This is a genomic window from Microcoleus sp. S36a_B3, from assembly GCF_036700745.1.
Taxonomy (GTDB): domain Bacteria; phylum Cyanobacteriota; class Cyanobacteriia; order Cyanobacteriales; family Microcoleaceae; genus Microcoleus.
The window spans coordinates 330,605-351,637 of record NZ_JAUBPN010000004.1 but is presented as its reverse complement, the minus strand read 5'-3'; the positions used below and the strand labels follow the sequence as shown (position 1 = coordinate 351,637).

The 21,033-nt window shown below is 44.9% G+C and carries 22 protein-coding genes and 1 tRNA gene; 7 read left to right on the top strand and 16 right to left on the bottom strand.

Annotated features, from left to right (window positions below; all coding sequences use genetic code 11):
- The first annotated feature begins 84 nt into the window (after positions 1-84).
- Entirely contained in the window at positions 85-1,065 is a 981-nt protein-coding gene (locus tag QUA01_RS07435) for a glycosyltransferase family 2 protein (RefSeq protein ID WP_333088381.1), read from the top strand.
- Between the two features lie 165 nt (positions 1,066-1,230).
- On the opposite strand, the gene QUA01_RS07430 is transcribed toward QUA01_RS07435, so the two are convergent.
- The 4 genes from QUA01_RS07430 to QUA01_RS07415 form a co-directional block, all read right to left on the bottom strand.
- Entirely contained in the window at positions 1,231-1,899 is a 669-nt protein-coding gene (locus QUA01_RS07430; RefSeq protein WP_333088379.1) for a hypothetical protein, read from the bottom strand.
- 23 nt (positions 1,900-1,922) lie between these two features.
- Positions 1,923-2,873, bottom strand: a complete 951-nt coding sequence (locus tag QUA01_RS07425) for a PIN domain-containing protein (RefSeq protein ID WP_194068072.1) — start codon at positions 2,871-2,873, stop codon at positions 1,923-1,925.
- Positions 2,874-3,109: 236 nt separating this feature from the next.
- Positions 3,110-4,636 (bottom strand): site-2 protease family protein, encoded by a 1,527-nt coding sequence (locus QUA01_RS07420; RefSeq protein WP_333088423.1) that lies wholly within the window; start codon positions 4,634-4,636, stop codon positions 3,110-3,112.
- A gap of 443 nt (positions 4,637-5,079) precedes the next feature.
- Positions 5,080-5,153: transfer RNA gene (locus QUA01_RS07415), tRNA-Arg, on the bottom strand.
- 659 nt (positions 5,154-5,812) lie between these two features.
- On the opposite strand from QUA01_RS07415, the gene QUA01_RS07410 reads away from it, so the two are divergent.
- The 3 genes from QUA01_RS07410 (at position 5,813) to QUA01_RS07400 (ending at position 9,203) form a co-directional block, all read left to right on the top strand.
- A complete protein-coding gene (locus QUA01_RS07410; RefSeq protein WP_333088376.1) occupies positions 5,813-6,487 on the top strand; it encodes an Npun_F0813 family protein in 675 nt (224 codons plus the stop codon).
- 554 nt (positions 6,488-7,041) lie between these two features.
- Entirely contained in the window at positions 7,042-8,097 is a 1,056-nt protein-coding gene (locus QUA01_RS07405) for a hypothetical protein (protein WP_333088375.1), read from the top strand.
- Positions 8,098-8,252: 155 nt separating this feature from the next.
- A complete protein-coding gene (locus QUA01_RS07400) occupies positions 8,253-9,203 on the top strand; it encodes a hypothetical protein (RefSeq protein WP_333088374.1) in 951 nt (316 codons plus the stop codon).
- A 17-nt stretch (positions 9,204-9,220) separates the two neighbouring features.
- On the opposite strand, the gene QUA01_RS07395 is transcribed toward QUA01_RS07400, so the two are convergent.
- Both QUA01_RS07395 and QUA01_RS07390 read right to left on the bottom strand, forming a co-directional pair.
- Positions 9,221-9,496, bottom strand: a complete 276-nt coding sequence (locus QUA01_RS07395) for a LapA family protein (RefSeq protein WP_333088372.1) — start codon at positions 9,494-9,496, stop codon at positions 9,221-9,223.
- A 506-nt stretch (positions 9,497-10,002) separates the two neighbouring features.
- Positions 10,003-11,433, bottom strand: coding sequence for a phosphoglucomutase/phosphomannomutase family protein (locus tag QUA01_RS07390; protein ID WP_333088371.1), 1,431 nt, complete (start codon positions 11,431-11,433; stop codon positions 10,003-10,005).
- Positions 11,434-11,637: 204 nt separating this feature from the next.
- Here QUA01_RS07390 and QUA01_RS07385 point away from each other — a divergent pair, with 204 nt between their 5' ends.
- Complete coding sequence (locus QUA01_RS07385; RefSeq protein WP_333088369.1) at positions 11,638-11,772, top strand: hypothetical protein; 135 nt, start codon at positions 11,638-11,640, stop codon at positions 11,770-11,772.
- 854 nt (positions 11,773-12,626) lie between these two features.
- Positions 12,627-13,817: a hypothetical protein gene (locus QUA01_RS07380; protein WP_333088367.1), complete on the top strand. Its 1,191-nt coding sequence runs from the start codon at positions 12,627-12,629 to the stop codon at positions 13,815-13,817.
- A gap of 78 nt (positions 13,818-13,895) precedes the next feature.
- Here the strand turns inward: QUA01_RS07380 and QUA01_RS07375 are convergent, their stop codons facing one another.
- The 3 genes from QUA01_RS07375 to QUA01_RS07365 form a co-directional block, all read right to left on the bottom strand.
- Positions 13,896-14,288 (bottom strand): DUF423 domain-containing protein, encoded by a 393-nt coding sequence (locus QUA01_RS07375; RefSeq protein WP_333088364.1) that lies wholly within the window; start codon positions 14,286-14,288, stop codon positions 13,896-13,898.
- Positions 14,289-14,657: 369 nt separating this feature from the next.
- Positions 14,658-14,900 carry a DUF4926 domain-containing protein gene (locus QUA01_RS07370; protein WP_194068057.1) on the bottom strand — a complete coding sequence of 81 codons (243 nt, stop codon included), beginning with the start codon at positions 14,898-14,900 and terminating at the stop codon, positions 14,658-14,660.
- A gap of 2 nt (positions 14,901-14,902) precedes the next feature.
- On the bottom strand, positions 14,903-15,232 hold the full coding sequence (locus QUA01_RS07365; RefSeq protein ID WP_333088361.1) for a DUF6883 domain-containing protein: 330 nt from the start codon (positions 15,230-15,232) through the stop codon (positions 14,903-14,905).
- A 66-nt stretch (positions 15,233-15,298) separates the two neighbouring features.
- Here QUA01_RS07365 and QUA01_RS07360 point away from each other — a divergent pair, with 66 nt between their 5' ends.
- Complete coding sequence (locus QUA01_RS07360; protein WP_333088359.1) at positions 15,299-15,442, top strand: hypothetical protein; 144 nt, start codon at positions 15,299-15,301, stop codon at positions 15,440-15,442.
- A gap of 128 nt (positions 15,443-15,570) precedes the next feature.
- Here QUA01_RS07360 and QUA01_RS07355 read toward each other — a convergent pair whose 3' ends face one another.
- The 7 genes from QUA01_RS07355 to QUA01_RS07330 form a co-directional block, all read right to left on the bottom strand.
- Complete coding sequence (locus QUA01_RS07355; RefSeq protein ID WP_333088357.1) at positions 15,571-15,819, bottom strand: DUF4926 domain-containing protein; 249 nt, start codon at positions 15,817-15,819, stop codon at positions 15,571-15,573.
- Positions 15,806-15,997, bottom strand: coding sequence for a DUF6883 domain-containing protein (locus QUA01_RS27335; protein ID WP_442921532.1), 192 nt, complete (start codon positions 15,995-15,997; stop codon positions 15,806-15,808). Before QUA01_RS27335 ends, QUA01_RS07355 begins: the two co-directional genes overlap by 14 nt.
- 5 nt (positions 15,998-16,002) lie before the next feature.
- Entirely contained in the window at positions 16,003-17,853 is a 1,851-nt protein-coding gene (locus tag QUA01_RS07350; protein WP_333088354.1) for a hypothetical protein, read from the bottom strand.
- 28 nt (positions 17,854-17,881) lie between these two features.
- Positions 17,882-18,421, bottom strand: a complete 540-nt coding sequence (locus QUA01_RS07345) for a L,D-transpeptidase (protein WP_333088352.1) — start codon at positions 18,419-18,421, stop codon at positions 17,882-17,884.
- Between the two features lie 5 nt (positions 18,422-18,426).
- The gene (locus tag QUA01_RS07340) at positions 18,427-19,017 is read right to left on the bottom strand and encodes a hypothetical protein (RefSeq protein ID WP_333088349.1); all 591 of its coding nucleotides are present in this window, start codon (positions 19,015-19,017) and stop codon (positions 18,427-18,429) included.
- An 81-nt stretch (positions 19,018-19,098) separates the two neighbouring features.
- The gene (locus QUA01_RS07335) at positions 19,099-19,998 is read right to left on the bottom strand and encodes a S1 family peptidase (protein WP_333088346.1); all 900 of its coding nucleotides are present in this window, start codon (positions 19,996-19,998) and stop codon (positions 19,099-19,101) included.
- Between the two features lie 227 nt (positions 19,999-20,225).
- On the bottom strand, positions 20,226-21,032 hold the full coding sequence (locus tag QUA01_RS07330) for a S1 family peptidase (protein WP_333088344.1): 807 nt from the start codon (positions 21,030-21,032) through the stop codon (positions 20,226-20,228).
- Position 21,033: the final 1 nt, after the last annotated feature.

Here is a 21,033-nt window from a genome sequence, read left to right as displayed (position 1 = left end):
AGATTGACGGATTGAGGGATTGAGGAATCAATACCTTATTTTTCGCTGGAATTGCTATAATCCATCAAACTTAATATTTTAACTATGAGCGATCGAACCCCGCAGGTAAGCGTGGTAATTCCGGCTTACAACTGTGCAGCTTACATCTGCCAAGCCGTAGATAGCGTGCTGCACCAAACCTATACAGACTGGGAAATTATTGTAGTAGACGACGGTTCCCGAGACGACACCAGATTAATTTTGGAGCAATATGGCGATCGAATTCGTTACATTCACCAACAAAATCAAGGAGTTTCCATCGCCCGAAATCGCGGTATTGAGCTAGCCCGAGGAGAATTCATCGCCTTTCTCGATGCAGATGACTACTTTTTACCCCACAAATTAGCAGCACAAATCGCTATATTTGCAGCGCAACCAAATCTAGGAATAGTCCACAGTGGCTGGCGTCAAGTCAACAGTACAGGCGAACCCATAAAAGATGTAAAACCCTGGCAAAACGTCCCTAAATTAGACTTAGAAATGTGGCTGCGGTGGAAACCAGTATTACCTAGCGCGATGGTATTTCGCCGCCATTGGTTAGAGCGCGCCGGCGGATTTGACCCTCGATTTCCCCCAGCAGAAGATACAGATTTAGTGCTGCGTTTAGCCTTAATGGGATGCGAAGCAGATTGGCTGCAGCAAATAACTGTTTGCTACCGCCAGCACGAACAAAGCGCCATGTACAAAGGTTTACCGCAGGCTAAATCCCTCGCAGCCGTCACGGACAATTTTTTTGCCCGCCCCGAATTGCCCGATAAAATACGTTTGTTGGAAAAGCAAATCAAGTACAGTACCTTAGTTTGGATTGCTTGGTATTTGTACCGTACCGGGCATTCTGTTGAAATGGTAGAGTTTTTGCAGCGTTCTTGGAATTATACGCCTTATTTGCCTGTGGAAACAGTAATTAATTGGGCGGACTGTTTTGCAGAATTTTCGCGGGATGCGGGGAATGAATTCGATGCAGATTTATTAGCTCAATCTGCTGAGTGGCAGCAGTTAATGCAGTGGACAATGCTGGCGATCTAATTTGGCTTTAAATTGTCTGTCAACAATCGGAATAGTCAATTCACTGTTAACAGTTAACAGTTAACAGTTAAAATCATTCCGGTGTTACCGGAATTGATATGACACACTAGGGCGGGTGAAACCAAGTTTTTCAGCGTTGTTAAAGACTAAGAACCCATATTTGCTTCAACTCTCAACTGTTGAAGGTTTCTGTTCGTTAGCCGCCTGGATATCCTGCCACCAAACATAGACATAAGGCCAGATCAATGTCTCATCATCTAGCTTCACTGTCACCTCATAACGGTTAATATGCGTGAGTTCCCCAGTTCTGCCATTCAAATACAATTGTTTGGGATTGTCGGTGATAATTTCTACTTTTTGATTCAACAGCGGCTGCATCTGGGTAGAAGAACCATGAAACGGATTTTTGCCTTTGAGCACATAGCCACCAATCACAGATAAGTACATTGAAGCCATAAAAAATACCGTCAACAAACCCACCATTAGCAGAGTTTTTTGTGGCAAGAAATTGGTATAAACGCTCGCAACTCCTAGTACCATAGTTCCGAAAAACAAACAACTTGGCAGTACCAGCCCATCTCCCAGAAACACGATACCAAAAAATATCAGTACGAGCTGACAAGCAAATAATGCAGCCACCCAACTCCACCCAGCTAGCAACGATGAAGACAGCAGCCAATTCATTGCTACAATCAGGACGATCGCCATTGCCACAATCCAAACCGGTGGCGTATCATACTGTGTGAAGGGAAGAAGCACAAAAAACACTAAAGCATAGGCACAACTCGCAATAATATAGGCAAATTGACCAATTATTTCGTTCCTGTTCAACATTGTTAAAAGAGTGACACTGTCGATTACTTGGGGTCGATAGACTTAACAAATTGTTGCACGGGCTGCGGTAGAGCGGGCACAAAAGTTTTTCTAAAACCCTTAACATCAAATACTCGCCACAAAATACCCACCGCCACCGTCAAGAAAAATAACGCTCCCAAAAAATTGAACGCACCAGACAAAAAACTGCTATTTCTTTTTTTAGGTGGCGTAATATTTTTCATCCGATATACAGCCGGCTCGTAATCTCTCGACTCCTCGCGAATGCGGGGCGGCTTTTTGGCGCGCGGAGTCGCACTGCGGTTCCCAGTGAAACCCGTGTGATTAGTTTTAGTAGAAGCGATCGGCGAATTCAACTCAGAAGTGCCGCGCATCCCCGTGAACTTGCTAGCAGAAGTCCCGGTTTTACCGACAGCAACATCCTGAATTCTGCTGTTAGAGCGCTGAGTCGATTGGCGATCGGCGAGGGTACGCATCAAGCTTTGCAATTGCTGAGTCACCGCCGGCGGGCGTTCCCCTTTCCTCGCCCAATTTAACAGCATCGCCCCGGTAATCCCGCAGAGATTCGCAGCCCCGACAGAAGCCAGCCGCTTCAGTAGAGGCTGGCTGTTTGACACAAAAATCAACAAAGCCTCCGGGTGTTCCTGAGCCAAACCGTAAACGCACTGAGCCGTCGCCACCACGAGCATTGCTTGCTTGCTTTGATTTTTGATCGAAGGTTCAAGACCTCGGTGCGTCTCTTGAGCGTCAGTTGCAATCCAGCCGCTTTCGGCAAAAAAGCGCATAAATTCCTTAGCGATTTGTTCGATAGCCGGTTCCACCGCTTCGCCGGTAAGACGATCTATTTCGTCGTACACTACTTCCGGGATATAGCAAGTTCCCACCTTGGCATATTCTTGCCAAACTTGGGTTCTGCCAGCCATCAAAACATCTGCATCAAAAGTTACCAATATAGGAGGAAGTTGATTAGCCATGACTTTATCCTAGATGTTCAGATAAGTTATTTAAACTCGATCGAGTTTAAACAAATTTTGGGTTGTTCAAAAATCTACTTTCGGTAAAAGATAAATTGCTAGGGGCCGCGCCCTTAATTGGAAATTAGTAGTTAGGAATACCGTCGCCTTCAGTTCCCCAGTTCGATCGCCCAATTCCTAGATTTGACTAATTTACTGCAACGCCAGAGTCTGTTACCAAAGACCGGCGGCTGCTGTTAGTTCCCGATTCCCAAACGGCCGGCCAAAGCCGGAGTCAAGGGTAAAAGCGCAGCAATCATCAAAAACAAAGCTAGCAAACCCAAAGCCGCACGAGCGTCATCAGGCTCAGTCAGTTCGTTGAGGCTCGGCCGCTCCAGATTCCGCTGTAAAATCAGAATCACGATCGCCCAATATAGAGCCAAGGGATTAACTAAAGAAGCGATCGCCAGCACTACAAACGTCGCCAAAGTCGCGCGACTGGCAATTTTGCGGCCGTAGATTGCTTGTATAATTCTACCCCCATCCAACTGTCCTGCAGGCATCAAATTAAGCGCCACGATTACCAAGCCCAACCAACCGATAACTACCAGTGGGTGAACGTCAACAATCGGCTGCAGCAAAGCCGAACCCAACACCACTTTTGCCAAAGCCCCCACCAAAACCGAGCCCTTGAAATATTCTGCAGGAATTTGAAACAAACTGCCGGGGTGAGAAAGCAGCAAACCTGTAATCAGCATTAGGAGAGAAACTATTCCGCCAGCCGCCGATCCGGCAAAAGCGATATCAAACAAAACTTTACGGTTGGGAAGCAGCGACTCAAAACGTTCGATCGCCCCAAAAGAACCTATTTGCAAAGTTGGTATAAAAAACGGCCAACTCAAACCAACATTGTATTTATTTGCTACCACTCGGCGAGCAATTTCTCCCGATCCTAAAACCGCCCAAATTCCCGCCGCCACTGGCAGAACTTCTAGATATCGATGCGGCGAACCAAAGAAATCGAAACCTAGCAGCAAACCGCCAGTTTCCAAGCTAGTAGCAATTGTTGCCAGCAGCAGCACGACTGCTAGGATTTTTTGAGATACGGTAGTTGGCTGCGGGTCATTTGTGCTTGGCAAGATAATAACTACCGGCTTTTCGTCCTGATTGTCTACTAAAAATAGGCGGTAGCGATCGTTTAATCTTGCTTGCAAACTTGCGGTCAAACGCGAGTGTACTTGTTCGGGGTCTCCCCGGAGATTGCCTTTCAAGATTACCCCATCTTGATAGGGAATTGTTTCTGTGGCAAAGAAAGTATCAATGCCAAAAATGCCTTGAATTGCCTTGAGGTCTTCAACAGGAACAGGAATTATTTCTACTTCATTGGTTCCTGGTGGCGAGGTGACGGTTTTAATCGTTTCTTTGGCTGATGTCGGCTGCGAGTCGGGGGGCGAGAAACCATCGGTTTGGGGCTTTTCTTGGGCAGTATCGCGCGACTTTAGCACTGCATCCAAGGCAGCCTGACGCAATTGCCGGCCCAGATAAATGTATAATCCTGTGGATGCCACCAGCAGCAACAATACTGCCACTAGATTGAGGTAAATCCCGGCGGCGAACAAACCAAAGAACAGCAGCCAAGGAGTCATCAGCGCCACTGACTGCAACCAAGCCAAAATTCCTAGTTTGCCTTGATCTCTGGCGCGATAAAATCCCCAACCCAGAATTCCCACAGAAAGCAATAAGAGTGCAATTGTTGCCGTATTGTCCGATGCAATTAGTGGCATTCCGGTTGCTTGGGCTAATAGGGGCTTTAATCGATCGATCGCGGTGTCGTAGGGCAATAGCATTAAATCTTGGGGAATATACAATATATTTGCTGGGATCATTATCCAAACCTGTCGGAAACTAGCCTGAACTAAGGATAACTCTTGAGGGCTACTCGGCCCACAACAGCGGTCGCTGTTTTAACTTTGCCAGCGACAGGCTATTGACACGATGGTTTTTTTATGATAATACACCGACGGCGACCAACAGATGCGGAGATGAGTAGTGTCGATCGGGAAGCGGGAAAATGGGTAGCAGTTGGGCCGGCGGGACTTTTTTACAGATTTGACTTAGTGCGGGATGACCGAATTCGGAACAAATGCAGGACAAACAAGGTTTGAACCAGTCTCGCCATTCAAATCGAAAACGTCTGAAAGCATTGCTGTGTATAGTGTTGTTTTAACGGGTACGGCAGGACTTGAACCTGCGGCTCGCTGCTTAGAAGGCAGCTACTCTATCCAACTGAGTTACGCACCCAACTCAAAAATCGCTAACAACATTATTGTATCGGTGCAGTGTGCGATCGAGCAAGTAAATATCTGATAATTTATCCAGAAATCGGTTTGATCTACAAAAATAGGGCATCAAGGGCGATCGCCCTCAATGTCAAAAACCGAGACGATAGGAGCGATCGTATTACCAAAAAACCAGATCTAGTCTCTGGATTTGAGTCACAAGTCGATCCTCGGTGACTAACTTATCGCTCATGAGCGATGTTTGGTAACATTCGGCTCAACTTGATATTTGATCAAAATGTGGTAGAACTAGGAGTGAAAGACTCAGGTGCAAATCCCTGATGGTACGGAGCCAATATATAAGGTTCCTCTACGACATCAAAGCAAAATAGTCGATCGCCCGATCGGTACGATCGCGAAAATCAAGCGTTGCCAGTACAGCATTCCCTGGTGCGCGGGGAATTTTTTCCTTAGTGCATTAGTTGAAACGCCATGGTTGAGAAACAATCTCAACTGAGAAATTTGTTAGCATTAGTTAGCAAAAAAAGGATCGCAACGCTTGAGGAGGGCAATCCTGCTAATGTAAGTGGACTCATTAAATCAAGAATCCCCAAACCTAAAGGCTAGGGGAACCTCACAAGCACAGCACCTCGGCCATGACAGGAGTCAAATCGCAGTGTCATGTTTATTCTGAAACGGCAGGACGTTGAAATAACCAATTATCAACATCCAAAACGGGATCAACAAATTCCCATTCTCAATTATCAGGGGCAGACTTTTCGCCTGATCAGCGCCTTCAACGGCAAACAAGCAGAAGACGCCAGAGCCTTGTGGCGGGACTTAACCGACAATCGAGGCAAAGCCTGCGTTCTGCTAGAAGAGCCGGATAGGTATAGCGTCTGGGGAAAAGTCCGTTTAGATCAGCTTGCGGGTGAAGAACAAGCAGGTACAGAATCTGCATCATCACCGCTGTTCGCGCAGGGTTGCCTGCTGCTGCTCCAAGCTGTTTACTTCGATGTAGAAGACCTCTTAGGCGCAAGGCAAGCCGCATCGTTTCAGAAAGATATCGCCAAGATATTTCAGCAGGGCAACTTCCCCCAGGCAGACTCGGCTGATGCGATCAAAAATTGGCTGACCGTTAGTCCCTTGCAAAATCATAAGGTGCCCCCTTGGCAAGAGCAACATCTCAAAACCTTATTGCAAGAACTCCACCGTTTGGGCAAATCATATTTTGGCGATACGGGCTTCGCTGAGGGAGTGAGCGATGTACTGCAAGATATGCCAGCACCGGAGCGCACTCAATTTTTAGATTGGCTGAAACAATCAGCCCTCAACAAGTTATGGATTGCAGCATAAACAATCTTTGACAATTGCTCAGACAATTGGCAGCAGATAATTAAGCTGAGATAATTGCACTGTAGGGGGTACGGGATATACACGTGGGAATGCCAACTTGTACGAACAACCAAATTGTTGAGTCGGTTTTGGTGCCACCTACAGTCTAGCAATTTAACTAAATTTCGATCGCAGTCCCCACTCACAATCATCGATCTGATTGGGGTAGTGCGAAACAAAAAAAACAGAGACAGCAACATTTGAGGGTATGATTTCAGAGATGGATTTGGTACTGTAAAAGCCTTAATGGTGAAGACACAGACCTTACTTCTATCATTTATTATTATTTCCGGACAAAAGATCGACTAACAACTAATTCCTCGAATTAGTAAATAGATATTATTCTTGCTTAGTCTTTCTCTTAGTGTACGAGGGCAAAAGTCCCGACGGCACGCTGAGGACGCCAGTTTTTCCGGGAGCGTCAGACAAAGGTTATTTGGCGAAAGAATCCTCATCTACAATCACAAATTGAGATGGGGTGGGTTCAACCGCTAGTTAGGTTTCGTGAAATCCCTATGAGTAGCACTTCAGAAAAGTCATCTACATCTGCATCTTTACTGTCAGCTCAGACCCTAGTAATTGTGGGCATTGTCTGGGCTGTAATGGCACTGCTGTTCTTTTTGCTGTTCAGCGTTCCCCTCTCACCAGAAGAGGGCTTACCTCTTTGGTACTCGATCGGCACCTATGTTTTTGAATGCGGAGCATACCTAGGAGCAGCTTTAGTTTGTTTTAGAAACTGGCAAAGCCCGCACATGGTCAGCGGGCGCAACGTTTGGCTGGGCATTGGTCTAGGGATGCTCTTCTATTTTATAGGCGGAGTGCTGTTCGGGATTTGGGAACTCTATTTCGAGTTAAACCCGGATGTTTCCCCAGCCGATGCCTTTTATTTGGGCAGTTACGTGCTACTGATTGGGGGCATGGTTGCCGCCGTGACTTCAAAGCGGCTGAATTTAGAAATTTGGCAGTGGGGTTTGTTAGCAGGAATTGCAGCCTTCGGAATTGCCGTAGCTATCTGGGTTGCGGCACCAAACTCTTGGAGAGCGCAGCTAGGAATGGCTCCGCCACCGAGTCTAGAAATATTAACAGAAACCGATCCAGCAACCCAACCAACAGCCTCCGCCCCTGCTTTGGATTCGTCCAAGTCAAAGACAAAAGGAGCGGCTGCGGCCGCTGCTGTAGAGGCACCTGAAGAAGCAGTAGAACCAACTAAAGCTCCAGGATGGATTGTAGCACTTGACAAAATACTGTCGCCTTACGCCTATGCAATCAATTTGTTTTACATCGTCGGGGACGTTTTCCTGCTGATTATCGCTACTGCACTGCTGCTGGCGTTTTGGGGAGGACGTTTTTCGCAATCTTGGCGAATGATTGCGGCTGCAACTTTTTCGCTTTACGTCGCAGATATGTACTTTAAATGGCGCGATACTCAGGCTGAGGGTAGTTATCAAAGCGGTAGTTTGCTGGAAGTCTTTTTTGTTTTCAGCGCCATCCTGTTCGGAATAGGAGCTATCTTGGAACATGACATCTCAACCCGTTCTCGCCAGAGCAGGCGGAGTCGCCGCGCTGCGTAGCGATTGGAGACTGGGATGTCCGAAACAAGAGATGGGGAGGCGAAAGCTTTTTTACGCTCGCCTGCCTCTCTCAACTTGAAATCACAAATGAAAAATCACAGTTCGCCGATCGCACTTCCTGCGTTTTTTCACATTTTTTTGCTGGAAAACTTGGCATGACGCCTACAAAACTCTCCGATTCAGACAAACGGGAACTCCTGCGGCTGTACCGACAGTCGGACGAGAATACTATCACTCTAGCAAAGCGCTACGGAGTAAGTAGTTCGACAGTCAGGCGCATCATTCAGGGCGCTTTGTCGGAGTCGGAATACGAATTTCTAGTCCAGCAAAAACAAAAGCGTTCCTCCACCAGCAGCACAGTTTCTGAACCGAAAGATGAGACTGCATCCGCGGCTGCTGAGGGCGAAACCGATCCTGCAGGTGTCCCCCTGTCGGAGTCAGTCCCGGTCCCGAAATCAGCCTCAAATTCGAGGCCGACTCCGACAAAGCGTTCTTTATCCAATGCCCAGTCGGATTTGGTTTCGGCTTTGCCAGATACTACTTTATCAACCGATGTCGATCGCAGCGACAGCGCTGCTGTGAATGGGGAACAGCAACCTGTGCTTTTAGAAGCAGAAAAGGTGGCGGGTGAAGATTTTAGCGATTTCGAGGAAGATGAGGACGATTTAGATGAGGACGGTTTAGATGATGACGACGCGGACGATTTCGACGAAGATTTAGAGGATGAAGATTCTCTGTTTGAAGCCAGCCTGCTGGGTTCGATGTCGGGGGATTCGGGCGAGTTTCGGGCTACTGGGGTGATTCAAGTTTTGCCTTTAAGCGAAGCATTCGTGCCCCAAATTTGCTATTTAGTAGTCGATCGGGCGTCGGAGTTAATCACTAGACCTTTGAAAGCTTTTGGCGAACTCGGTCAAATTCCGGCGATCGAAATTCGCGAAAAAACCCTGCCAGTATTTGACAATCACCGAGTAGCGCGCCGATTTGCCACTCGCAATCAAAGAGTTTTCAAGATTCCTGACGGCCGGATGCTGCAAAAAGCTGCGCCTTACCTGCTAGCTAAGGGAATTACTCGGCTGTTGATTGACGGTCAGGTGTATTCAATCTAAGCATTCAACAAATTAACTTAATATTCTGCCGTGTCGGAGTCCTGTGAATTTGCCTGAAAGTTGGAACGCGAACCTTGGGGTTCAGAAAGGTTCCACAGCGGTTGCAGCAGCGCACCGCCGATCAGTCCTGCACTAATACTCGTCGCCAATACTAATCCTACGGGCATTTGTATGGATTTAAAAAAGATAAAGTTTAAGGATACTGGGGCGGCGTTCTGTACTGAGATTATGCCGATCGCGCTGGCCAAAATTGCTACTACAAAACTAATGGCGAGCTGAGGAATTGTTTTCATAAAAGGCTTGACAAGCTAACAATTTAGCTGATATACTTTTTGTATGATAGAAATCTGGGTCAAAATATTATTTTTGCAACCATCCCATTATTATATAATATACAATAAAATATCAGGAAAAGTCAAGTAGATACTAAAAAAAATGAGGTTTTTTTTTAAAATTTAAACAAATAAAAATAAATTTTAACGAGTCGGACTGTATTGCAAGTATGGCCTTTCAAGCTCTCATATGAGGTACTATGCGGCATTGGGCATTGGGCATTGGGCATAAGGCATACGTCACGACGCTTGAGAAAGGCTATATATGACTGGCCGAGCAGTATCGATGATTAATTTTAGTTGTTTTAATAGGGTGCGTCAGTTGTAAAATCTTGGCTAAACACAGATCGGATGATTGCTGACGCACCCTACGGACTCAAGCCCTAGATAAGGTTAAGGTGCGCGCAGCGCGCACCATACAATCTCAAGGCCTAGGGAAAAAACCCCGCATTGGAATAGGTGGAAAATTAAGCAGGTTCTAAATGGGAAATGACCTTTTCCATGTATTCAGCAACTTTGGTTTCTTTTTCCACAGAATTGGTTTCCATGTAAACGCGCATCAAAGGTTCGGTTCCCGAAGGCCGCAGCAGTACCCAACCGCCGTCTTCTAGATAAAGTTTAATGCCGTCTTTGCGGCCGATTTCCTTAACGCCAATACCCGCTATTTCCGTGGGGGGATTCTTGGTAAAAGAATCCAAAACGGCTGCTTTGTGAGCTTCCTCTAGGTGCAAGTCCAAGCGTTTGTTGTACAGGGGGCCGTCGGCTTCCTTGATGGCTTCTTCGACTAGCTGAGAAAGCGGTTTGCCTTCGTAGGCGATCGCCTCAGCAACTAGCATATCAGCCAAAATCCCGTCTTTTTCGGGGATGTGACCCAAAACGCTCAAACCGCCAGACTCTTCGCCACCGATGAGCACCGCAGTTTCCCGCATTTTTTCGCCGATGTATTTAAAACCGACTGCGGTTTCGTAGATTGTTAAACCGTATTTGGCGGCCATATTGTCGAGCAAGTGGGTAGTTGCGACGGTACGGACGATCGCCCCAGTCAAGCCTTTATTCTTAACCAAGTGGCGGCCCAAGAGCAACAGCACAGTGTTTGGAGTCAAGACATTTCCCAACTCATCAACAATACCAAAGCGATCGGCATCGCCATCGGTGGCCAAACCTAAATCAGCCGAATCTTTTTTAACAGATTCCACCAACTCGACTAACTGTTCGCCCTTGGGTTCGGGCATTCCGCCACCAAACAGCACGTCGCGGTAGGTGTGAAAACTTTCGACATCACAGCCGCAGTGTTCCAAAACTTCGTCAAGATAACCGCGAGAAGTCGAATAGAGAGCGTCGTACTTGACCTTTAACTTAGCAGAGCGAATCCGCTCCACATCGATCGAGGCATAAAGAAACTTCAGATATTCGGGTTTCGGATCGAAAGTGGAGATTTTATCGTTGTGGCTACCGATTGCTGGCGCATCAGAAGCACCAGCAATATTTGCCACAATTGTATCGGTAATTTCTGGGGTAGCCGGGCCGGCGTAGTCGGGGATGTATTTGATGCCGCAGTAAGGTGCGGGATTGTGCGATGCGGTGAACATCAAAGCGCCTGCGGAGTTTAGATGCTTGGCGCTGTAGGCGATGACTGGTGTCGGACAATCTCGATCGACCACAAGCACAGTCCATCCCAAATCTGCCAATATTTCCGCCGACGTGCGGGCGAACTCGTCTGCCAAAAAGCGGGTATCGTAGGAGACTAGAACTGGGCGGTCTTTGGTGTAAGCGGTTTCGAGGTAACTGGCGATCGCCCTAGTGACTTTTCGCACGTTGGCAAAAGTAAAGTCATGGGCAATCAATCCTCGCCACCCATCGGTTCCGAACTTAATTTCTGTTGAATTGCTGGCGCTCATTTTATCACTTCCTCTCGTCCTACTAATCCTACCCGAAGGCATAGCTTTAAAGACGTAGTGGCCGCGGTCTTTTTGAGGTGCGCCGAAGCGATCGCCAGCAAGAATACCCGCGCCAAGCCCAATCAACCCGATCCTATCCTTGTGTGGGCCCGATCCGACTTTTGGCAGAGGGCTCGAAGCAGCTAGAGTTGGTAAAATCTGATATTGGGCGCGCCAGTTTATCTAAATTCGGGTTTTGAAAGCTGGTTGGGCGATCGAATAGAGGGGGAAAAGTTGCGGGCGATTCATCAAAAAACCCAGAATCAATTAGTCCGAGGGCGATCGCGAACTGTCACATAAATTTTACTAAAATCATAAATTTAATTATTTATTTATAAAAGCCTCTCCTAGAATGTGTTACTGTTTTCTAACAATCGCAAGGCTAAAAATAAAGTTCTTGCTTCACCGAAGGAAATAAATTAATCAAAGTTATCGTTATAGCGTGATGTAGAGTAGATTCTTTGAGAAGGCAGGAATTTACAAAAACGAACCATAACAAAAATTAAAATTTTCAAGCAACAGTTTTTTTTAAGGTCAACGAAACTTTAGTTCTCAGCTTTTAAGACAAGTTGAAATTATTTTAAGCTTTTTTTACCACAAAAAATCGGTTGACAGACTCCCCTTTTTCAGGTGACAGCAAACAGTTGACAGTTAGAGAAAAAAATTAAGGTATATAGCGGTTATCAAGCATTATGAGGTATGCCCGATGCCCGATGCCCGATGCCCGATGCCGCATAGTACCTCATATGAGAGCTTCAAAGGCTATAGCAGTTCTATCTCTCATAGGAGGTATCCCTCAGTTGAACAATTTCTCAATCCCCAAATCCCCTAATCTAAAATCTAAAATAGACTGATGAGGTATCCCTCAATTGATTAATTTCTCAATCCCCAAATCCCCCAATTCTAAAACCTAAAATCTAAAATTATTACTGAGCGACTTGCACACTCGCGTCTTGGGAACCCGCGAAGTCGAAGCAAGTCTAAGTAAGCTGAAGTATCTAAAATAGATTGACTCCTCACCACGCTTGAAAAAGGCTATGAAGATCGCCATCTACCTGTGATCCAGCGCACAATCAATAGCGCTATTAACGTGCAATCTATAAAAGATGCAGACAGTCAAGCTAAATAGCTTACTGTTTTAAGCACAATGGCGGATGACTTTTAGCCTCAAAATGGAGAAAATTGTAGTTAACAACTGTAAAAATCAGGAAATCGATCGGGTGCGAATTTATCAAAAAACGAGGTTTATCATGACAAGTATTTCACAAGTATATTTGAAGTCTTTATCAGCAACCAACGAGATTCAACAGGACGACAGTTTTGTAACACGGGGGATGAATGAATCTGACATTCAAAAAAATCCCGAGGCGGGGGGTGTTAACGTTTCTTCCTTAGCAGTTAGCTGGGCAAAAAAATATTACAATACAGTCGAAGCACGAGAAAACCAAGCATCGCGGCAAATTCCCCACAGCCCGCAGTCAAATAATTTTGATGAAAATCGAGTCCAAATTGTTGACAAATTGATAGATACCCTAAAAGTAGGTAGCGAGATAGCTTGGAATAAAGTAGAAGCTGTTTTAGGGGGACAAATAGAGCAGCAGGCGATCGATGCGAGCTTAATTGATCGTGAAGAAATTTTGGCCGACACTCGCGCTTTATATCGCAAAGCAATAGAGGCTTACGGCGATAGAGAACCAGCTTCTCGTTTGTCAGTGCTGGTGGGAAAAGATATTGTCAAAGTGAGGCGGAAATACTCACAGAGAGATTCCTTAGTGCTAGGATTTGTGACGTTGGAGTTTCAATATACTAGCAAAATCTTGTTAGGATGTCTTTCGGAGTCAGAGCGATCGGAATTTACACCCTACTTAAAAGTTGTAGATGACTACCTGCACAGTCCCTACGGAGAGATTAACGAGGCTGCAGCGAATCAGCCACCGAATTCAAAAGCTATCTTAGCGGTTCAGCATTTGTTGCAGCACGCGACTCAGATTGCTAGTGCAGTGTACGATCGAGCTAGTTCCCAGCATCCAGGATACCGCAGCAGCAGCGGTTATTTGAGCGATCGCGATGTAAAAATTTCTAGTATGCGGGATGTCGAGATTTTTCAAAGCTATTTGTGTTGGTGCGTTTTGGAAGAAAGCATTGGCCCGGTACAGCAAGAATTGTTTCCAATGTGCGTGATGCTTTACCCAAAACTTCATGTAAGTTGGGAGTTAGTGCAGGATATGCTGCTGATTTTGTTTTGGGAAATATCCGATCGGCTTCCTGCTGAAGATTTAATCGTATTTTTACCTTATTTGCGGACTGTGACAGAGATGTTTTCCAGCGATGTCTTTGATAATTAGTCAGTTGTTAGTTGGCAGTTGTTAGGAAAGCAGTTGGTTGTTGGTTGTTGGCAGTTATTGTCAAAATTTAGCAACAGGTTATTTGAAAGAGAAAGCTGCGACGGCCAAACATCCCCAACCGACAATAAAAGCAACTCCGCCCAGCGGGGTAATGGCACCCAGCCATTTGATGTCAGTCAAACTCAGGGCGTACAAACTTCCTGAAAAAACGATCGTGCCGGCAATAAAAGCCCATCCAGCCACTGCAAAAAAGGTTTGAGACTCTTGGGCGCGGCTTAATAGTAAAGCTACGAGCAATAGAGCTAGGGCGTGGTACATTTGATATCGGGCTGCAGTTTCAAAAATTGCTAAAGCTCGATCGCTCAATTGACTTTTCAAAGCGTGGGAGGCAAAAGCACCGCCTGCAACGGATAAACATCCAAAGACGGCTGCGGTTGCGAGGAAAATGCGCGTTAAGATTAGTGATGACATATTTTAACCATCGTTGAATTTTATTTAGGGCTTGCTGAATAGAACTAGAAGTTATGAATGCCAAGGGTTTCAAGATTTTTAAACACAAAAAAGTGCTCTCGTTATGACCTTTGTTGGCTCAAAATCCTTGCATTTCGGTGGACAATTGTGGAGTAAATTTGGGAACCCATCTCCGAATCTCCCATTTTTCAAGCTGTTTGGCGCCTCGATTCGATTTGTGGACTTTTTCAGCAAGCCCTATTTAAGTTTACGTTTAGTCCTAGACGCATTGGGGCCAAAAAACCGGGTTTTTTTAGGAAAATACTTCGTTGGAACATCGCAGATTTGGTAACAAACCCGGTTTCTGACCGCCCGTGCGTCCACGACTGTTCATGCAGCCTCGGTCAAAGTCCTGACACGCAAAACTTCATTAGACATCAACGGTTCAATTTGCGACTCAGCTAAGGTAATTACAGCTATAGTTTCACCTAAAGCATTAAAAACTTCGAGACTGTAGCCATCCTCATCGGGGTGGGGATGATGCTCAACAATAGTGGCAATATCTCCTCGACAGAGTTTGTACTTGGGTACATCTGTTCGTAATGCTACTCTTTTAAACAAGGGAAATTTCATTTTCATACCTCCTTATTGGGATATAGGGTAATAAACTTGGTTTTTTGTGAGGGAAACTCAGTCATCCAAACAGTCACTACTGGCAGACCTCTTCCGTTAGGGCCAGTTAACGTGCCGCGAATTTCATACTTATTACCATAGCGCGTTTGTTCGGTTGGTGTTGCATCCAGAGGCAAAATTTGTTCTCTTAAGTCTTTTTCTAGTTGTTGCCAGTTGTCTTGGGTATAGTTGGCTTGTGCAAGAAACAAAGATTTATCATCTTCTGCTAAGAACTTGAGCAAATACTGAGTTATTTTGGTCTCAGCAATAATGGTATCATTAGGTAGTTTCATTTACTGGATTTTGTAATATTAGTACGAGCGACTAAAAATTATATATTATTTTTAGCAAGACCTGAATTGGTAATTACAAAGATTATTTTTAGATTAGAGCACGAGCGATCGAGCCAAGTAAATTTTACTATTGACACAGCGATCGCCTGTTTTTTGGAAAAGCCTTTAGGGGCGGGCGATGCCCTGAGCGTAGCCGAAGGGTTCGCCTAGATATTTGACACCATCGACAAATGATAAAAACCCGCCCCCACCCCACCCAGAAATTAAGAATCAATTGAGTTTAACGGTGAGGTGGGGATTGTCGATCGAGATTATTGATGGGTGGCAAAATTAGTTGGCTAACCCGCTTTTATAGATTCTACTAATTCATAATGTAAAAGCATTAACATTGTGGCGGGAATCGTCTCCATTGCATAAGTTGTGCCATCTGGATGAGAAAATTCTACTTCAAAGGCACTGCCATCAAATTCCATTACAACTGTTCCTACTTGTCCTTTAGATAATTTAATGATTTCTTGTGTTTCAAAATGGGTTGCTTCTATGTCTTCTGTTAAAGCAACAATATCTAGGTCTTTAATTATTTTCATTGTTTTTGCCTCGCTTTTTGACGGGATAACAATTTGTTAATCTGGGGAAAGTTTCACCTGAACGGACGATCCAAGCTGCTAGAATCAGAGACTCACCTATTTCGGTTTTCAGCCAGAATTTCATATTGTAATGTGTGCCGTATTCATTGGTTTTATGAATAACAACATCTTCATTGATAGCAGTTAAGGACCAATGATCATTGGTATGCCATCTTCTTGACTAGGTTGAGAAATAGGAGGTTCCGGAGTACACGATTGTTTAGATCGAGCATCATCAGGATTGAGATTTCGCATATGAAAAGAACCTGACACACCACAAGTTTTCGCCGTTCCATTAATTGCAACTAATTTATTTCCATTCGTGACACGGCTGATATTTTCAAAAGTAATCGCACATTCATTCCCCGTTGGACTAGCTACCATTCTACTTAAGCTTCCACTCAAAGACCATTGCATTCTTGCCCCATTAACTGTTAAAGGAATTTGTCCACTGATTGAATTTCCTTGCTCTGTTACATTAGTACGTTCTCGACAGTAGCCATTGCTCTGAGCCTGTCCATTTTTCATCATAAAGCAAGGTAAGTCGAGTGACCAATTTTTAGGTTTATCACCTTGATTAGAGTTGGCATTACAATCATCTTGAGGTTGCTGTGAATTTTGTGTTTCTGGTTTTTGTGCAGTTTGTTGAGGTGACGGTGTTTGTGTATTTTCTGCTGCATCAGCTTTGGAATTTGAAATAGTACCAAAAAGAGAACCTAAGATAGGCGCAAAGAACGCAGCGAACCACTTAGGACCGTTTTTGTTAATATCTTTAATCCAACCACTACCTTGTTCTAATGTATTTTCAGAATTTCCTACATCATTCAGCAATCTATTATTTGATTGAGAAGTTTGCTCTTGTGTTTGTTGATTTGTGTTGTGCCCTTGCGAATTTTTTCCCCCTTGATTATTACCATTAGAAGGTGTATTTCCTCCTGATGGTCTAGTTTTTTGATTTGAAGGTCCTTGATTTTCTTGTCTTTGTTCAGCAGGGGTCTGATCGTAAATATCATTGAGTAGAATATTAGCGCTTTCTCCTGGCTTCGGATTACCCTCTACAAGAATTTTCATATCTTTAGTTTTTAGATTTGAAAAAAACTTAGTAATAGTTTGATATATCCTATTAATTGAAACTAATAAATTAGACACTGTTTTGGATGATAAGCTATATATTTTTATTGGTTTTCTGCCTATAGATGTTTGGTTCTTCCTATTACTTGCATTTACTAATTGTAGCCTGGATTCATTAATTCCTTGCATAAATTGTTGTTTTTCATTGCTTTTGGCAGCTATTTTTATAAGTTTAACCATCGTGAAATAAATCGACTCTCCAGTTGTCTTATTTAAAATTTTGCCCCACATTGCTTGATTATCTGTACTTGGCAATATTTCAAAATTAAGATTTTCATAATCTGTTGTTAGTGATTTTTCTTGGGGTACATGAGTAGCTGAACTAGCTCGAAATTGATTGCTATTACAATCTTTCTGACAGAGAGAAGAAACATATTCATTCCCGTTGTCATTAACCTGTATAAAATTTAAAGAAAACGGCTTACTGTTAGAGGGAGAGGCGTAGATTATAAATGCCCAGAGTCCAGTAAAATCATAATTTCTCGATTGTGCTTGATTGGGCTGGGGAATACTGGGATTATCAAAATCAGGACGCAATGGCTGATTCGGCCCCGGATCTTGAGGAAACGGCGGCACCTGCGGATTACTCCCAGATGGCACACTCGGTGCATCATCAAACTCACCCGGAGCTCGCTGCACCAACCAATTCGCAATATTCCTTTCCACAGCAGGGGGAGTCGCCGCCACCACGCGATCGGACGAATTAACTAAATTCACCGTGCAAATAGTAGAATTAAAACTGAAAACCGTACAAAGTGCAGCCGATAAAGCCCGATTAACAAACGTACCAGGAGCCAGCAAAGCACCCATTAAAACCGCAATAAAACTGACAATACCAAGAGCAAAAAGACGAATATGACGCATAATTCACCTCAATTCAATGATTAAATGACTACTGAACAATAGTGACAAGAGTGCCTACCCTCACCTGAGAAAATAATTCCTCTGCATCCTGGCTATACATCCGCAAACAGCCGTGAGAAATAGCCTGTCCCACTGTTTGTGGCTGGTTGGTGCTGTGAAAGCCATACCAAATTCGACCTTCAGTAGAAAACCCAATCCAGTAAGTACCTAGCGGATTTGCCGGATCGCCGGCTGGGACAATTTGACCCGTCAATGGGTTCATCCAAATTGGATCGCGCACCATCTGAACAACCTTAAAACTGCCAGTAGGTGTTTCCCATCCAGCTTTGCCAATACCTAGCGGGTATTTTTTAACCTCAACTTCACCCCGGTAAACTGTCACTTGGCGACGACTAAGACTGACTTCTAGGCGAGTTTCCTGATTAACTGGCGGTTGCAATTCAAGAGATAGCCGATCGCTTACTTGAGCCAACACAATAGGTTGGTGGCTAACAATTAAACCTGTGGCTGCTGTCCACAAAACTACCCAACTTGAGAGTGACGTGAAAATCTTAAACATCTTGTACATAAGGACTACCAACCACCACAAACCAGTTGAGAATTAGGAGGAAGGCGAGGGTAAGGCGATTGTCGCTCCATTGTGAACGGAATTGTCACTTTACTGCGATCCGGATTGCCATCCGAAAAGGCAATCTGACCGTTGATTTTGAAACCGCGATCGCTAATATCACCTGTTAATTGTCCGTTGCCAAATCGCAAAGGGATGCTGCTAGTAATCTGCTCTCCCAAACGCTGTCCTTTACCTAAACCGCTGCTATTTTGATAAAAACTAGAAATTGAGAGGTTATCTCCATCCTCAGTAATTTCTACCATCGCAGTATAAGGTTGTCCTCCACCAACAAATCCCGATTCAGGGTTGTATCCAAAATCTGTAGGTGAACTAAATTTCCACTTGCCAGTAACAGGACAAGTAACCCTTGCGTTAGATATCGAGGGCGATGGAACGTTTGAATTTCGATCGGGATTATCAAATTCAGGGCGGATAATATTAGGCCCTGGATCTTCAGGATACGGCGGTGCTTGTCCATTGCTAGCAACAGACAGCGTACTTGTGACTGCGGCAAAACTAGCTATTCCTAAAATAACAAGACGAATTCTACGCATAATTCACCTCACAAAATTAATCGTATTTTACAAACCATAAAAACGATCGCACTTCTCCAAAAATGCGATCGCCCTCAAGCCCTAAAACGGCAAAATCCTCCGAATTCCCCTCTGAATCACATCCTTAACTATCTCTTTACCAAAATCTCCAAACCAACCCTGCGCCTCCCCAGGTTTTACCTCTTCCGCATCCGCATTTTCCGCAGGTTTCTCATCCACCTTCAAAGCAGATTTCTCCATCCCCACCTGCGACATCATCCCCACAAAAGTATTAATCGGAATCGCTGAATTAAACCCCGTTTTTACTTCTTCTTGCCTTCCCCCAGCCTCATTTTGCACTCGACCAACTGTATCTCCCTGTCCGTGAATGCCAATCACTCGGCCGCTAACATCAAAAACAGGCCCGCCGCTCATTCCCCGCCGCGTCACTGCGTCGTAACGCATCGTATATCCTTGATCGTTACTCGATCGCACATTAGTAACTTGCCCATTCGTAAACTGATATTCCCGTTCTTGACTACCCACACCCGCAGGCAAAGGATACCCCGAAATATAAACCCCTGAACCGATGTCCGCTTCATCGGAATTACTAATCGGTGCAACTGAATATTCCTCGTCACTCTCGAACATCACAACTGCTAAATCCGGCCCGCTGTCATTATTCTGAAAACCCTTAACTTCCGTCACTTTATGCTCTTTCTTCTTAGAAGTAACAATCACGTACTCGGAATTAGGATTTATCACCACATGATTCGCCGTCAACACCGTGTAAATCTTGCCTTTTTTAGCAATGATTACCCCTGAACCGCCTTTATCGCTAGCTAGAGTATTATTAATTTGTACTGTAGTAGGAACGGCAATTCGAGCTACTTCTCTAGCCGTTTTTGCCATTGCGGGCTGACTGATTAAAACTGTTGCTACCGCTGCCGTTCCGGCTAGAATTCCCGGAAGGTAATTAGACCGATTAAAACCTAAATTCATAAACCTACTCCGTTGATAAGGTGAAACTAAATATCTTGCACTTTCTCACCGATCCGACAGGGATTAAAATCCCTGTCTCAAAGCATAAGTCCACTTAAGTGGACTAAATATCCCATTTATTTCTTAGTCCGCGTAGGCGGAATTCGTTTTTGTAGAAGCGATTTCAATCGCCGAGTGACTGAAAAATTCAGTCCTCTTTAGAGGACTTTAGCTATTAGCCAGGGAGTTTAATCCCTGGCGGATAGTGGGTAATTCGAGGATGAACTGTAAGGCGAAATAAACCGCAAATAGGTACTAATCGGAATTCCCCAACTAGAATTAACCATTTGCTCTAACATTCTCCCTGACGGTTCTGTTCCATCTTCAAACGCATACACTCCAAAATCTGGGTCGCGATTTTTTACCCGCCCATTAATGCCAATTAATAACCCCTGACTGTTAAAAATTGGCCCGCCGCTCATCCCGACAGCAATATCGTTCGTGTAACCCAAACGATAGCCTTGAGCGAGTGATTTTGGCGGCAGCACTGATACAACGCCTTGAGTAAACCGAAATGCCCGAATTCCTTGGTCGAATGTAGTTGTTGAACTACCTCCCCGATACATCGGAAATCCGGCGGCAAATACAGGTTCTCCTACTGTTAATAAATCAGTGCTAATTCGGGTTACTTGATACTGAATGGAACTGCGAAATTGGACGATCGCCAGATCCGCATTTCCCAACTGCAACGGTGCTCCCAAAAGCCGATACTTCTGGCCATCCGGCGCAATAATGGTATGCTGCGCGCTGAACGCCACAACGTGCCAACTTGTCAGCACCGTATAAACTTGCCCCTGTCGCCGGACGATCGCCCCGGAACCAGAAGCAGTCGGTGTTAAAATTCGCACCGTCATCAACCTCGCCAACCGCTCAATATTGGCACTTTGACTGTCAGCAACCCCATAATTAGCCATCAGCGGTTGAGCGGCGATTCTTATTGGAAAAAGACTCGCCGCGATCGCACAAATTGCCACCATGCGTAGCAAATCAATCACC

Excerpts from the sequence above, each read along its gene's own strand:
- QUA01_RS07435 (WP_333088381.1), top strand. The coding sequence starts at position 85 with ATGAGCGATCGAACCCCGCAGGTAAGCGTGGTAATTCCGGCTTACAAC.
- QUA01_RS07430 (WP_333088379.1), bottom strand. The coding sequence starts at position 1,899 with ATGTTGAACAGGAACGAAATAATTGGTCAATTTGCCTATATTATTGCG.
- QUA01_RS07425 (WP_194068072.1), bottom strand. The coding sequence starts at position 2,873 with ATGGCTAATCAACTTCCTCCTATATTGGTAACTTTTGATGCAGATGTT.
- QUA01_RS07420 (WP_333088423.1), bottom strand. The coding sequence starts at position 4,636 with ATGCCACTAATTGCATCGGACAATACGGCAACAATTGCACTCTTATTG.
- QUA01_RS07410 (WP_333088376.1), top strand. The coding sequence starts at position 5,813 with ATGTTTATTCTGAAACGGCAGGACGTTGAAATAACCAATTATCAACAT.
- QUA01_RS07405 (WP_333088375.1), top strand. The coding sequence starts at position 7,042 with ATGAGTAGCACTTCAGAAAAGTCATCTACATCTGCATCTTTACTGTCA.
- QUA01_RS07400 (WP_333088374.1), top strand. The coding sequence starts at position 8,253 with ATGACGCCTACAAAACTCTCCGATTCAGACAAACGGGAACTCCTGCGG.
- QUA01_RS07395 (WP_333088372.1), bottom strand. The coding sequence starts at position 9,496 with ATGAAAACAATTCCTCAGCTCGCCATTAGTTTTGTAGTAGCAATTTTG.
- QUA01_RS07390 (WP_333088371.1), bottom strand. The coding sequence starts at position 11,433 with ATGAGCGCCAGCAATTCAACAGAAATTAAGTTCGGAACCGATGGGTGG.
- QUA01_RS07380 (WP_333088367.1), top strand. The coding sequence starts at position 12,627 with ATGACTTTTAGCCTCAAAATGGAGAAAATTGTAGTTAACAACTGTAAA.
- QUA01_RS07375 (WP_333088364.1), bottom strand. The coding sequence starts at position 14,288 with ATGTCATCACTAATCTTAACGCGCATTTTCCTCGCAACCGCAGCCGTC.
- QUA01_RS07370 (WP_194068057.1), bottom strand. The coding sequence starts at position 14,900 with ATGAAATTTCCCTTGTTTAAAAGAGTAGCATTACGAACAGATGTACCC.
- QUA01_RS07365 (WP_333088361.1), bottom strand. The coding sequence starts at position 15,232 with ATGAAACTACCTAATGATACCATTATTGCTGAGACCAAAATAACTCAG.
- QUA01_RS07355 (WP_333088357.1), bottom strand. The coding sequence starts at position 15,819 with ATGAAAATAATTAAAGACCTAGATATTGTTGCTTTAACAGAAGACATA.
- QUA01_RS07350 (WP_333088354.1), bottom strand. The coding sequence starts at position 17,853 with ATGCGTCATATTCGTCTTTTTGCTCTTGGTATTGTCAGTTTTATTGCG.
- QUA01_RS07345 (WP_333088352.1), bottom strand. The coding sequence starts at position 18,421 with ATGTACAAGATGTTTAAGATTTTCACGTCACTCTCAAGTTGGGTAGTT.
- QUA01_RS07340 (WP_333088349.1), bottom strand. The coding sequence starts at position 19,017 with ATGCGTAGAATTCGTCTTGTTATTTTAGGAATAGCTAGTTTTGCCGCA.
- QUA01_RS07335 (WP_333088346.1), bottom strand. The coding sequence starts at position 19,998 with ATGAATTTAGGTTTTAATCGGTCTAATTACCTTCCGGGAATTCTAGCC.